Origin of the sequence: Clostridium sp. UMB9555A (genome assembly GCF_030222355.1) — a bacterium.
GTDB lineage: Bacteria > Bacillota > Clostridia > Clostridiales > Clostridiaceae > Sarcina > Sarcina perfringens.
The window spans coordinates 977,791-991,572 of sequence record NZ_JASORQ010000001.1; the positions used below are offsets into that span (position 1 = coordinate 977,791).

Sequence of the window (13,782 nt, forward strand, 5' to 3'; positions counted from 1 at the left end):
GCCTTATTATGCTAAAAGTTAAGAAAATATTAGGCTTATTATTTAATATTTTCAGAGCTTTTAGAGAAATAATATATCATAGGGGATTGAGCCTTATATATATTATTTAATATTTAAAATATTAATAGAGGTGAATATAGATGAGAACTCCAATAATCGCAGGAAACTGGAAAATGCACTATACAATAGATGAGGCTGTTAAATTAGTTGAAGAATTAAAGCCATTAGTTAAAGATGCTAAATGTGAAGTTGTTGTTTGCCCAACTTTCGTTTGCTTAGATGCAGTTAAAAAAGCTGTTGAAGGAACAAACATAAAAGTAGGTGCTCAAAACATGCACTTTGAAGAAAAAGGAGCATTCACTGGAGAAATCGCTCCAAGAATGTTAGAAGCTATGAATATAGATTACGTTATAATCGGACATAGTGAAAGAAGAGAATACTTCAACGAAACAGATGAAACTTGCAACAAAAAAGTTAAAGCTGCTTTCGCACATAACTTAACTCCAATCCTTTGCTGTGGAGAAACTTTAGAGCAAAGAGAAAACGGAACTACTAACGACGTTATAAAAGCTCAAATCACTGCTGATTTAGAAGGATTAACTAAAGAGCAAGCTGAGAAAGTTGTTATAGCTTACGAACCAATCTGGGCTATTGGAACTGGAAAAACTGCTACTTCAGACCAAGCTAATGAAACAATAGCTGCTATAAGAGCTATGGTTGCTGAAATGTTCGGACAAGAAGTTGCTGATAAAGTAAGAATCCAATATGGTGGATCAGTTAAGCCTAACACAATAGCAGAGCAAATGGCTAAATCAGACATCGATGGTGCCTTAGTTGGTGGAGCTAGCTTAGTTGCAGCTGACTTTGCTCAAATCGCAAACTACTAATAAATATTAGTAATTAAATAGTAGCAATAGGCAAGTAATACCAATTGTCTATTGCTATTGTTTTTTAATTAGGTACACATTATAATAAATGTATAAATAGAAATTTAGTTTTTGGAGGGTTATTATGAGTAAAAAACCTGTAATGTTAATGATATTAGACGGATTTGGAATTTCTCCAAACAAAGAAGGTAATGCAGTTGCTGCTGCTAATAAACCAAATTATGATAGATTATTTGCAAAATATCCACACACTGAATTACAAGCTTCAGGATTAGAAGTTGGTCTTCCAGAAGGACAAATGGGTAACTCAGAAGTTGGTCATTTAAATATAGGTGCTGGTAGAATAATATACCAAGAGTTAACTAGAATAACTAAAGAAATAAAAGAAGGAACTTTCTTCACAAACAAAGCTTTAGTTAAGGCTATGGATGAGGCTAAGGAAAATAATACTTCATTACACTTAATGGGATTATTATCAAACGGAGGGGTTCACTCTCACATAGATCACTTAAAAGGTCTTTTAGAGTTAGCTAAGAAAAAAGGACTTCAAAAAGTTTACGTTCATGCTTTCATGGATGGTAGAGACGTTGCTCCATCATCAGGTAAAGAATTCATAGTTGAATTAGAAAATGCTATGAAGGAAATTGGTGTTGGTGAAATAGCTACTATAAGTGGTAGATATTATGCAATGGATAGAGATAACAGATGGGAAAGAGTACAATTAGCTTATAACGCTATGGCTTTAGGAGAAGGTGAAAAAGCTTCTTCAGCTGTTGAAGCTATAGAAAAGTCTTACCATGATAATAAAACTGATGAGTTCGTTTTACCTACAGTAATAGAAGAAGATGGACACCCAGTTGCTAGAATTAAAGATGGAGATTCAGTAATATTCTTCAACTTTAGACCAGATAGAGCTAGAGAAATAACTAGAGCTATAGTTGATCCAGAATTCAAAGGGTTTGAAAGAAAGCAATTACATGTTAATTTTGTTTGTATGACTCAATATGACAAAACTTTAGAGTGTGTAGATGTTGCTTACAGACCAGAAAGTTACACAAATACTTTAGGAGAATATGTTGCAGCTAAAGGATTAAACCAATTAAGAATAGCTGAAACTGAAAAATATGCTCACGTAACATTCTTCTTTAATGGTGGAGTAGAGCAACCAAACACTAATGAAGATAGGGCATTAATAGCTTCACCAAAGGTTGCTACATACGATCTTAAACCAGAAATGAGTGCTTATGAAGTAACTGATGAATTAATAAAGAGATTAGATCAAGACAAATATGATATGATAATATTAAACTTCGCTAACCCAGATATGGTTGGACACACTGGAGTACAAGAAGCTGCTGTTAAAGCTATAGAAACAGTTGATGAGTGTTTAGGCAAAGTAGCTGATAAAGTATTAGAAAAAGAAGGTACTTTATTTATAACTGCTGACCATGGTAATGCAGAAGTAATGATAGATTACTCAACTGGTAAACCAATGACTGCTCATACTTCAGATCCAGTTCCATTCTTATGGATATCAAAAGATGCTGAAGGAAAATCATTAAAAGATGGTGGAAAATTAGCTGATATAGCTCCAACTATGTTAACTGTTATGGGATTAGAGGTTCCATCAGAAATGACTGGAACATGTCTTTTAAACAAATAATATAAGTTAGTTATATATTTAAAATAGTATTCTTCTTAATGAAGGATACTATTTTTTTATAATAAAATAAGTTATGAATTTGTGATTTTATAACTTATGTAGTGTTTTATTTTTTTATTAAGTAAGAGTTCTATAGTGAAAGGTTTAATTAATATTTATTTTATTAAAATTTAAGTTGGTATGATTTAAACTTAATTTCTTCATTTTTTTAGATTACTATTTAGTTTATTAATCATTAAATATTAATTATTAATTTTTGAGTATAAAGTAATTTTAATAGAAGAAAAGTCAATATGTTAAAAATAATATCTTTATTTTATATTAATAGTAATTTTAATGATTTAATTTACCTGATTTTTAAAGATTAAAATGAAATAATATAAGTTTGAAATATTTTCAAAAAACATTTAACAAATAGCAAGTAAAGAGTTATAATATATATAAACAAAACGTTAACAAATTGTTAATTATGTTTATAACTCAAAAATTTAAAAGTTTCTTACTTCTCTTTGAAGCAACTAACTTTTTAATTTATTTGAGCTAATCAAATAACTTAAAAGGAGTTGAATTTAAATGAAACAAGAAGGAACAACAAAAAAATCATTAACATTGTTTGGATTCTTCGCAATGACAGCCTCTATGGTTATGGCTGTATATGAATATCCTACTTTTGCAACATCTAAATTGCACTTAGTATTTTATCTACTTTTAGGAGGTTTTTTATGGTTTATTCCAGTTGCTTTATGTGCCGCTGAGATGGCAACTGTAGATGGCTGGGAAAAAGGTGGAGTTTTCACTTGGACTGGAAAGAACTTAGGTAAAAAATATGGTTTTGCAAACTTATTTTTTGAATTCTTTGAAATAACAGTTGGATTTGTAACCATGATTTATTTCATCCTTGGGGCTTTATCATATGTATTTGACTGGCCAGCACTAAATAGTAACCCAATGATAAAATTTATAGGTGTTTTAGTAATCTTTTGGATTTTAGCATTATCTCAATTTGGAGGAACAAAATATACTGCTAAAATAGCTAAAATAGGTTTTATAGTAGGAATACTTTTACCAGCAGCTATTTTAATAATTTTAGCTCTTGTATATATAGTTCAAGGAAACCCTATATATATATCAAGTAAAGATACTTTTGTTCCAGACTTTACAAAGGTAAATACCTTAGTTGTATTTGTATCCTTTATATTATCTTACATGGGTGTAGAAGCATCAGCTACTCATGCAAATGAAATGGACAATCCAAAGAAAGAATATCCATTAGCAATGCTTTTATTAGTTATAGTAGCAATTGTTGTTAGTACTTTAGGAGGTCTTGCAATAGCAGCAGTTATTCCTCAAGATCAAATAAATTTAAGTGCTGGGGTAGTTCAAACCTTTGCTGTTTTATTAGGTCACTTTACAGCTAACAATACAATTTTAGTTAAGATAATAGCTTTATTACTTGCCTTTGGTGTAATTGCAGAAGTAAGTTCATGGGTTGTAGGACCAACAAGAGGAATGATTATAGCAGCTGAAGAAGGCGCTATTCCAAAATCATGGGCTAAAACAAATGAACATGACGTACCAGTTTACTTAGTTATAGCACAAGGTATAATAGTTAGTATATGGGATGCTGTTTTAACCTTTGGAGCAGGTGGAAGTAACCTTTCATTCTTAGCAGCAATGTCTTTAACAGTTGTAATTTATTTAAGTGGATATATTCTATTTTTCGTAGGATATATAAAAGCTATATTAGGAGAAGGATTAAATGGAGCTTATCAAATGCCAGGTGGAAAACCAGTTAAGCTTATAGTAGCAATAGTTGGACTTGCAACTTCTATATTTGCATTCTTTATATCCTTTGTTCCACCTACATCAATTGCAGGAAATGCAGTTCAATCACATGAATACATGTGGATGCTTATTATAAGTTATGTAATATCATTAATATTACCATTTGCTATTTATGATTTATGTCAAAAATACATGCATTCTCATGAAGGAAATATCCATCATGCAGTAGCAGGTCATAAACACTAATTTAAAGAAGGCTGTCCTAAAAAGTTGATAACTCATCTTGTTTAGGAGAGCCTTTTTTTATACCTTAAATTTATATGGTAATTATTTTATAATAATTTATAATATTAAATTAAAATTTAAAAATAAATTTATAAATTCATTTATAAGTGCAAATAATAAAAATAGAATTTAAATTACTTAATTACAAAGGACAAGGAGAGTAGAAAATGAGCAAGAAAAAAACTTTAAATGGAATACAACAAAGTATGAAACAGCACAATGCTGAATCTTCAAATTCAAAAACTGGATTTAATGAGAGAAGTAATACAGCTAAAGAACCAGGAATAGCAAATACAAAAGGACTTTAAAATTATGAAAATGAGCTTTTAAATAGCTCATTTTTCTTTTTAGGAATTTAGATTAAAGAATCTTTGAATTTAAAAAAATAAGATTTTATAAGTTTTTTTAAAAGATTAATATTAGGGTTAATTCATAATAAAAGACTAGTCTATTAAGTATAATAGAGATTTACTTAATAAATTATAAATTTTAAAGGTATTTAAGGATTATTTTTCTAAAAAGACGAAAAATGATAATCATTTTCAATAAATGTGATTTAAATCATATTTTTAATATGAAAAATAGATTAAAATTAAGGCATAAAATTTATTAGAAAAGTAAAGAATAAAAATAATTGAGTATTAACTTGAATTTTCTTAAGGAGGAATTTAAAGATGAAACAATATATTGAAATAATTGACGTGGTAGCAAGACAAATTTTAGATTCAAGATGCTTCCCAACAGTAGAGGTTGAAGTTTATTTAGAAGATGGAACAGTTGGAAGAGCTGCAGTACCTTCAGGAGCTTCAACAGGTATATATGAAGCTGTTGAATTAAGAGACGGAGATAAAGATAAATACCTAGGAAAAGGTGTTGAAAAGGCAGTAGCAAATGTTAATGATACAATTGCAGAAGAAATAATAGGATTGAATGTATTAGATCAAGCCTACATAGATAAAACTCTTATAGAGTTAGATGGAACTAAAAATAAAGGTAAATTAGGAGCTAACGCAATCTTAGGAGTCTCTTTAGCAGTAGCTCAAGCAGCAGCTAACTATTTAGGAATGCCTTTATACCAATACATTGGAGGAGTAAATGCTAAAGTTTTACCAGTTCCAATGATGAACATAATAAACGGAGGAAGCCATGCTGATAACTCAGTAGATATCCAAGAGTTTATGATTATGCCAGTAGGATTTGATTGCTTTGAAAGAGCTGTAAGAGCTTGTGCAGAAGTTTACCATGCATTAAAGAAAACTTTAAATTCAAAAGGATACTCAACTGGTGTTGGTGATGAAGGTGGATTTGCTCCAAACTTAAAATCAAATGCAGAAGCAATAGAAGTTATATTAGAAGCTATTGAAAAAGCAGGTTATGAGCCAGGAAAAGAATTCTTCATAGCAATAGATGCAGCTTCATCTGAGTACTACAAAGATGGAAAATATGTTTTAGAGCATGAAGGAAAAACTTTAACAGCTGCTGAAATGGTTGACTTCTTTGAAGATTGGGTTAACAAATATCCAATAATCTCAATAGAAGATGGTATGGCCGAAGAAGACTGGGAAGGTTGGAAGCTAATGACTGAAAGACTTGGTAAAAAAGTTCAATTAGTTGGTGATGACCTATTCGTTACAAATACAGAAAGATTAAAAACTGGTATAGAAAAAGGAATTGCTAACTCAATTCTAATAAAACTTAACCAAATAGGAACATTAACAGAAACATTAAATGCTATAGAAATGGCTAATAGAGCAGGATATACAGCTGTTGTTTCTCATAGATCAGGAGAAACTGAAGATACAACTATAGCAGACTTAGTTGTTGCAGTTAATGCAGGTCAAATAAAAACTGGTGCTCCAGCTAGAAGTGAAAGAGTAGCTAAATACAACCAATTAATCAGAATAAATGAAGAATTAGGTGAAGTAGCTGAATACAGAGGAAGAAATGCATTCTTCAACCTTTCAAAATAATTATATTAAAGAGTAAAAATAAAAGCTTAATAGATAAAAACCTCTAAGTTTTCTTAGGGGTTTTTTATTTTGGAATATTTATAAGTTAGTTTTATATTAGAAATTAGTCCTACATTAGAAATTACTTCTATATTAAAATTTAGTTTTATAGTATTTTTTTATATTGAGAAAATAGAAATTTTTATTTGAATAAATAAAGCTAAATAATATGGAGTATAAGAAAAAAACAATTAGTTTATTTTAAGTCTTATAACTTTAGTGGGACATAAGTATTTTTAAGGGTGTCATGACTTTAAAAGTTTAATATTTATTGAGAAAGCTATATTAATTATAAATAGCAACTTATATATTAATTATTCTTAAATAATATACTCGTAAATGATAATGAATAAAAGAGTAAAAAAGTAAAAATAAAAAGAAAATTAAATTTTTTATTTTAAATAGAGGCTATAACAAAAGAGAAGTAACATTTAGTAATTGTATATTATATAATAATAAAAAACGATAAAATAATTTTAACTATTGAAAATAATACATTAATAAAGTAATATAGGAAAAAAGAAAATATTAAATAATCCTTTGAAGAGGAGTAAGTAGTTAAGCTTAGTTTCAATAAAGAGAGTCAATGGTGGTGGAAATTTGGCAAGAAAGAGTTTAGTGAATGGACCTTGGAGGAATAAAATGAAATCTCTTTAAGAGAAAGTAGTGGAATGGTGTGCTGCACCTTATAGCAGATAGAGTATGTTAGTACTTGAAAATGAGAGATATTAGTAAGTATTTTAAGTTTAAAACCCTAGCTAGGTCTATTTAGTTATAATTAAAATACAATACTAATATAAATTAGGTGGTATCGCGGATTCAACTTCGTCCTATTTTTAGGGCGGAGTTTTTTTATTTGTTATAAATAAAACTAGAAATTATTTGGCTAAGGAGTAACACCCTATATTTAGCTGAATGGTAAAGTTTATATTTTTAGCTAAAAAGAAAAAGCTTACATTTAGCTAAAGGGGAAAAATTTATATTTATTTAAAATTAAAAACTTATATTTAGCTAAAGAGTAAAATCTTATAGAACTAAGAATATACAGGTAAGTTTAAAAATAGTTTTGATTTTTAAATGTTCTTTAGATAAGTAAACATAGTTTCATATAAATAGAAAGCTTTAAAAAGTAATAAATCTATTTATTATTTTATTACTATAATCTAATAAATATTATGTTTTAGTCTTAGTTAGGGGATTTAATTAGGGATTTATGATCTTATTAAGGATGATAATTGAGTTTAAATTTGATAGGGGGGGTAAATATGAAATGAAGTTTAAAAAATCAATATGAAAATAATATAGAAAATTTAAAGTTAAAAACTCCCTTGAGGAGAAGAGGGATTATTAGGAGGATTTTAAAATGAATATAAGAAATAATACAAAACTTATAACAATAAATGCTTTATTATTAGCCATAGGAGTGATATTACATCAAATAACACCAGTATTAGGATTGCCAATGCAACCTGACTTTGCTCTTACTATGTTATTTATAATAATTATATTAAATGATAACTTTAAGATAACTATGGTTTCAGGAACTTTGATGGGAATATTTACAGCTATGACAACTAAGTTTCCAGGTGGACAATTACCTAACGTAGCAGATAAGATCTTTACTGCTTTTATAGTATTTTTATTTATAGCTTTAATAAAAAAATCTAATATACTAAGAAGATTAACAATAGAAAAGAGAAATAATATATTAATGGCAATTGTTTTACCTTTAGGAACTTTAGTAAGTGGGATTTTATTTTTAGGAACTGCTAAAATAATTGTGGGACTTCCAGCAAGCTTTTCTATACTGTTTTTAACTGTTGTAGTGCCTTCAGTTGCTTTAAATACTGTTATAGGACTAGTATTATATAGAATTGTAGAAAAGTCTCTAAGAAGAGCCTCTTATAGTATAAGAGGATAGAAAATTAGATCAGTTATATAATCATAGAAAGAGGAAAAAGTATATAAAAGAAAAATAGGTAAACTATATAATATGCGTTGTTTTATAAAAGTGTGATGGACAAGGATATAAATATTGTAAATTTTTCATTGGTGTGATATGATAATTTCATGGAATTATGCAACTATACAAAGCTTAGGAGGTTTTCTTATGAACACAATTTTAGTAGTGGTCCAAACTATTTTAGCTATAGTAATTTTGGTTTCAATAATGATGCAACCAAGTAAAGCAGATGCCTTAAGTGGATTAATCCAAGGAAGTCAAGATAGCTTCTTTTCAAGAAATAAAGGTAGAACAAGAGAAGCTAGACTTATAAAAGTTACTATTTTTGCATCTGTATTATTCGCTATAAATACATTAGCTATAAATTTAGTTAAATAGTTATTTTTTGGCCACCCATATAATTAGGGTGGCTTTTAAATTATATTGGATTGATTAAAAATTCATATTTAACATTTTACAAGAATGGTTTTAGATTAATATTGGATTGAATTTCCTTAATCAAAGAGAGGATTTAAACATATCATATTAGTAGGATGATAAATCAATGTTTCCTGGCAGTATCTTAGATAATTAGGTGAGTTAATCCATTAGAATTTAAGAGAAACAGGCTTTGAGCTAAAATATAAAAGTTGCATTTAAATCTATATATAGAACGGAGGAAAAAGCATGAAAATAAAAGATATAATTTTAGGTCTTATGAAAGAAGAAGCATACAGACCAATGACAATGTTAGAATTATCAAAGATATTTAACATAAATAAAGCTGAATATAAACAATTTAAAAAAGTTTTTAAGGCATTAGAGGCAGAGGGCTTAATAGCTAGAGATGAGGAAGATAGATTTGGCTTAATAGATAAAGTAGGTTTAATACCTGGAAAAATCCAAATACATCAAAAAGGCTTTGGTTTCTTAATACCAGATGAAGAAGGTGTAACAGATGTATTTATACCTAAGAATGCTTTAAATGGCGCTATGAACGGAGATAGGGTATTAGGTAAGGTTGTAAAGGAAAGCCAAGAAGGTAAAAGACGTGAAGGTGAAATAGTAAGAATAACTGAGAGAGTTAACACAAAGGTAATAGGAATATATGAAGATAATAAGAGTTTTGGATTTGTACTTCCACAGGATCAAAGAATTCAAAATGATATATTCATATCTAAGAAGGATAGAAATGGAGCTAAAAAAGGCAATGTAGTTGTTGTTGAAATAACTAAGTGGCCAGATGGTAGAAGAAAGAATCCAGAAGGAGTAGTATTAGAAATACTAGGAAACAGAGGAGATTTAGGTTTAGATATTATAACTGTAATCAAGAAATATGCTCTTCCAGAAGAATTCCCTCCACAAGTTTTAGCCTTTGCAGAAGAAATTTCAGAGGAAATCCCAGAGTCAGAAATTAAGAGAAGAACAGACTTAAGAGATGTAAAAATGGTTACTATAGATGGTGAAGATGCTAAGGATTTAGATGACGCTGTATCTATAGAAAGACTTCCAAATGGAAACTATAAATTAGGAGTTCACATTGCAGACGTAACTCACTATGTAAAAGAAAATAATCCTTTAGATAAAGAGGCCTTTAAAAGAGCTACTTCTGTTTATTTAGTTGATAGAGTTATTCCTATGCTTCCTAAAAAATTATCAAATGGAATATGTTCATTAAATCCACAGTTGAACAGACTTGCCTTAACTTGCTTTATGGAAATAGATCATAAAGGAAATGTGGTTAACCATTCAATACATGAAAGTGTAATTAAAACTAATGAGAGAATGACATACACTGATGTAACTAAGATTTTAAGAGATAATGACCAAGAGTTAATTGAAAGATATAAAGATTTAGTAGATGACTTTAAGGCAATGGAAGAGTTATGCAAAATCTTAAATAAGAGAAGAATGGGAAGAGGAGCTATTGACTTTGAATTTGCAGAGAGCAAAATAATCTTAGATGAAAAAGGAAAGCCAATAGATATAAAACCATATGAAAGAGCTATAGCAAACAGAATCATAGAAGAGTTTATGCTAGTATGTAATGAAACTATAGCAGAATATATGAATAAGGCTGAAATACCTTTTGTATATAGAATACATGAGGAGCCAGATAATGAAAAACTTCAAAGATTTAAAAACTTTGCATACAGTTTAGGATATTCATTTAACTTTGGAGAACTTATTGAACCTAGAGATTTACAAAAGGTTGTTGAAGAAGTTAAAGGTAAAAATGAAGAGATGGTAATAAATACATTACTTTTAAGAAGTATGATGCAAGCTAGATATTCTCCAGACTGTGCAGGTCACTTTGGATTAGCAGCTGAATACTACTGTCACTTTACTTCACCAATTAGAAGATATCCAGACTTACAAATTCATAGAATAATAAAAGAATATATAAATAAGAAGATTGATCCTAAGAGAGCTAAGAGACTTTTAAGTATTGTTGACTCTGCATCTAAACAATCTTCAGAAATGGAAAGAATAGCTCAAGAAGCTGAAAGAGAAACAAATGACCTTAAGAAGGCTGAATATATGAAAGACAGAATTGGAGAAATATTTGATGGTATTATTTCTTCAGTTACTGGATTTGGAGCATTTGTTGAACTTCCAAATACCATAGAAGGTCTTGTTCATGTAACAAGCTTTAGAGATGATTATTACATCTATGATGAAGAAAATCTTCAATTAATAGGTGAAAGAACTAAGAAGGTTTATAAACTTGGAGAAAAGGTTAAGGTTCTTTGCTCAAGAGTAGAAATGGATACTAGAGAAGTTTATTTTGAAATAGTTGAAGATAAGTATACTATTGAGGAAAAAGAAGCTGAAACTGAAGAGAGAGAAGAATTACTTGATGAAGTAAAAAAAGAGCTTGAAGCAGAGAGGAAAGTTGAAATAATAGAACCAAGAGAAGCATCTGCTGAGGAAGAGCTTTAATAATAGGAAGATAAAAAACTTATAGATAGATTTCGAGAATTACTACATTTCATTAAGAATTTATAGTAGTCACTCCAAGTAAGTTACTAAAACCTGAAAACTTGCTGCGCTTCGGACATTCAGGTTTATTAACGTAACTTACTTTACGTGACTACTTAAATTCTAAAATTCATGTAGATATTCTCTACATTCTATCTATAAGTTTTATTAATATCTTTTTATTAAATTAATGAACTTAGTATTTAATATAATAGGAGTAGCTATATAAAAAGTAATTTAGTTTTATTTTATATAGGAGCTGTTTAAAATTACTATTTAAATTGTAAAGCTTATCTAGATATTCTCTTCATATTGTTTGTAAGTTTTATTAATATCTATATAATTTCTTAAGGTCTAAAACTTATATAGATATTTTCTATATTATATTTATAAGGTTTATTAATCTCTTCATATGTTTAAAGGCTTTTAGGAGATAAACTTGTATAATAGGATAAAATCTAAAATTAGACTATTTATTAGCTTATTAAATATTAGAATAATTCACATAGAAAATTAGTATGTTTAATAGTTATTTAGTTAAAGCGTAAGGTGATTTTAAACTTTTTATATGGAAAAGTATAGAGGGATATGATAACGTGATTTGAAGATTTTATGGTTTTATGGGGAGGATATAGGGGCTTATTAGCTTAAGGTTAATAAGTATAGTTTTGTGAATTTACATTTAAATAGTAAATATGTTAAAATAATAAGCAAAGAAAAGAAATAAGAGGCGTTTTGCTTTGGGTAAGTAAAATTGCTTTTAATATAACCATAGTAGGTGAGAAGTATGGCAAAGAGAAAAGACAATAAGACATTAGCAGAGAATAGGAAAGCTAGACATGATTACTTTGTTGATGAGGCTATGGAAGCAGGTATAGCTTTAGTTGGAACAGAGGTTAAGTCTATTAGAAACGGAAGAGTTAACTTAAAGGATTGTTATGCAGATATAAATAATGGAGAGATATTTATAAATAATATGCATATAAGTCCTTATGAGCAAGGAAACATATTTAATGTTGATCCTTTAAGAAAAAGAAAATTACTTCTTCATAAAAGTGAAATTCAAAGATTAATAGGAATAGTTCAACAACAAGGGGTTGCTTTAATACCACTTTCTTTATATTTAAAGAATGGAAGAGTTAAGGTTAACTTAGGGGTTTGTAGAGGTAAGAAAAACTACGACAAGAGAGATACAATGCTTGAAAAGGCTCATAAGAGAGAGATGGATAGACAACTTAAGGAAAGAAATAGATACTAGGTTCTTTTTTAGAAGGTACTTAGAAGAATAAAGTTATTATATTGTAAAATTTAAAAACTTTTATCTTTTAAGTACTTTTTTATATTTAAATTAGGTTACTATGTATTTAGATTAATTTATATAAAGGGAAGTAGTTTATAAATTTTAAATACTTACTATTTTAATGAAACTTTATATTTTCTATTAGATTTTCCTTTAAAGATAAATATTTTAGAAAGTATAAATTTAAAATTAGTAAGTTGCATATAATATAAAAATTAATATAGAGGTGTTTTAATGAGAATTTTAAAAGGGGTAATTTTAGCTATGGTTCCAGCATTCTTATTTATGGGGTGTGGAGAGCTTTCTAAAAATGATGTTGCGAAGGTAAGTTTTGAGCCGCTTTCAGAAAAAGAGGAGCAGATATTAAATTTGACTGATAATAGAGTTTTTTTCTATAAGGTGAAAAACATTTCTAAAAGTAAGGGTTATAGGATTGATTTAAATTATGAGGTTTATAGAAATGGAAAGGAAGTGAAAAATGAGCCTGTTTTGACAGCTATAAGTGAAACATATGAAAAGGGGAAAGAGAATATAACCTTAGGAATAAACTTTAAAGATGATAATAGGATAAATTGTCTTTTAGGTGGAGATGGAGTTTATAGTCGTCATAATTACAAGACTGAGGAAAATATAAAGGACTATTCTAGTGCTAATTTTTCAGGGGATTATGATTTAGAACTTGAAAAAGGAAAGAGGACTTGTCTTTATTATGCAACTTCAGAAAATGGAATTAGTAGTAATGTTATAGGGATGGACATGGATTCAGAGGAAATAAAAGAAGTTATTAATAAAAATAAGGATTGTATTTTCTTAAGTATAAGTGTAGAGGATTTTAGTGAGTAGTTTATAAATAGAATTTAGAGCCTTAATAAAGATAGTATAAAAACTAAGTATTATTAAGGCTCATATTTTAAATTTCTTATATAAGA

The 13,782-nt window shown here is 28.6% G+C and carries 10 protein-coding genes; all 10 read left to right on the top strand.

Translation table 11 applies throughout. The features are described from left to right. The first annotated feature begins 140 nt into the window (after positions 1-140). The 10 genes from tpiA to QP548_RS04530 all read left to right on the top strand — a co-directional run bounded on the left by tpiA (position 141) and on the right by QP548_RS04530 (position 13,696). Positions 141-887: a triose-phosphate isomerase gene (gene tpiA / locus QP548_RS04485; RefSeq protein ID WP_061428217.1), complete on the top strand. Its 747-nt coding sequence runs from the start codon at positions 141-143 to the stop codon at positions 885-887. A gap of 124 nt (positions 888-1,011) precedes the next feature. After that, positions 1,012-2,550: a 2,3-bisphosphoglycerate-independent phosphoglycerate mutase gene (gene gpmI / locus QP548_RS04490; protein WP_061428215.1), complete on the top strand. Its 1,539-nt coding sequence runs from the start codon at positions 1,012-1,014 to the stop codon at positions 2,548-2,550. Between the two features lie 573 nt (positions 2,551-3,123). Continuing rightward, complete coding sequence (gene gadC, locus QP548_RS04495; RefSeq protein WP_061428213.1) at positions 3,124-4,581, top strand: glutamate:gamma-aminobutyrate antiporter; 1,458 nt, start codon at positions 3,124-3,126, stop codon at positions 4,579-4,581. Between the two features lie 206 nt (positions 4,582-4,787). Further along, complete coding sequence (locus tag QP548_RS04500; RefSeq protein ID WP_003450461.1) at positions 4,788-4,928, top strand: hypothetical protein; 141 nt, start codon at positions 4,788-4,790, stop codon at positions 4,926-4,928. Between the two features lie 366 nt (positions 4,929-5,294). Beyond that, a complete protein-coding gene (gene eno / locus QP548_RS04505) occupies positions 5,295-6,590 on the top strand; it encodes a phosphopyruvate hydratase (RefSeq protein WP_003460354.1) in 1,296 nt (431 codons plus the stop codon). Between the two features lie 1,402 nt (positions 6,591-7,992). After that, a complete protein-coding gene (locus QP548_RS04510; protein WP_061428211.1) occupies positions 7,993-8,550 on the top strand; it encodes a tryptophan transporter in 558 nt (185 codons plus the stop codon). Positions 8,551-8,739: 189 nt separating this feature from the next. Further along, positions 8,740-8,970, top strand: a complete 231-nt coding sequence (secG, locus tag QP548_RS04515; RefSeq protein ID WP_003477916.1) for a preprotein translocase subunit SecG — start codon at positions 8,740-8,742, stop codon at positions 8,968-8,970. Positions 8,971-9,258: 288 nt separating this feature from the next. Continuing rightward, on the top strand, positions 9,259-11,514 hold the full coding sequence (rnr, locus tag QP548_RS04520; protein ID WP_061428209.1) for a ribonuclease R: 2,256 nt from the start codon (positions 9,259-9,261) through the stop codon (positions 11,512-11,514). Between the two features lie 826 nt (positions 11,515-12,340). Beyond that, entirely contained in the window at positions 12,341-12,811 is a 471-nt protein-coding gene (gene smpB / locus QP548_RS04525) for an SsrA-binding protein SmpB (RefSeq protein WP_003456486.1), read from the top strand. Positions 12,812-13,087: 276 nt separating this feature from the next. Continuing rightward, positions 13,088-13,696, top strand: coding sequence for a hypothetical protein (locus QP548_RS04530; RefSeq protein WP_061428207.1), 609 nt, complete (start codon positions 13,088-13,090; stop codon positions 13,694-13,696). Positions 13,697-13,782 lie beyond the last annotated feature (86 nt).

Excerpts from the sequence above, each read along its gene's own strand:
- tpiA (WP_061428217.1), top strand. The coding sequence starts at position 141 with ATGAGAACTCCAATAATCGCAGGAAACTGGAAAATGCACTATACAATA.
- gpmI (WP_061428215.1), top strand. The coding sequence starts at position 1,012 with ATGAGTAAAAAACCTGTAATGTTAATGATATTAGACGGATTTGGAATT.
- gadC (WP_061428213.1), top strand. The coding sequence starts at position 3,124 with ATGAAACAAGAAGGAACAACAAAAAAATCATTAACATTGTTTGGATTC.
- QP548_RS04500 (WP_003450461.1), top strand. The coding sequence starts at position 4,788 with ATGAGCAAGAAAAAAACTTTAAATGGAATACAACAAAGTATGAAACAG.
- eno (WP_003460354.1), top strand. The coding sequence starts at position 5,295 with ATGAAACAATATATTGAAATAATTGACGTGGTAGCAAGACAAATTTTA.
- QP548_RS04510 (WP_061428211.1), top strand. The coding sequence starts at position 7,993 with ATGAATATAAGAAATAATACAAAACTTATAACAATAAATGCTTTATTA.
- secG (WP_003477916.1), top strand. The coding sequence starts at position 8,740 with ATGAACACAATTTTAGTAGTGGTCCAAACTATTTTAGCTATAGTAATT.
- rnr (WP_061428209.1), top strand. The coding sequence starts at position 9,259 with ATGAAAATAAAAGATATAATTTTAGGTCTTATGAAAGAAGAAGCATAC.
- smpB (WP_003456486.1), top strand. The coding sequence starts at position 12,341 with ATGGCAAAGAGAAAAGACAATAAGACATTAGCAGAGAATAGGAAAGCT.
- QP548_RS04530 (WP_061428207.1), top strand. The coding sequence starts at position 13,088 with ATGAGAATTTTAAAAGGGGTAATTTTAGCTATGGTTCCAGCATTCTTA.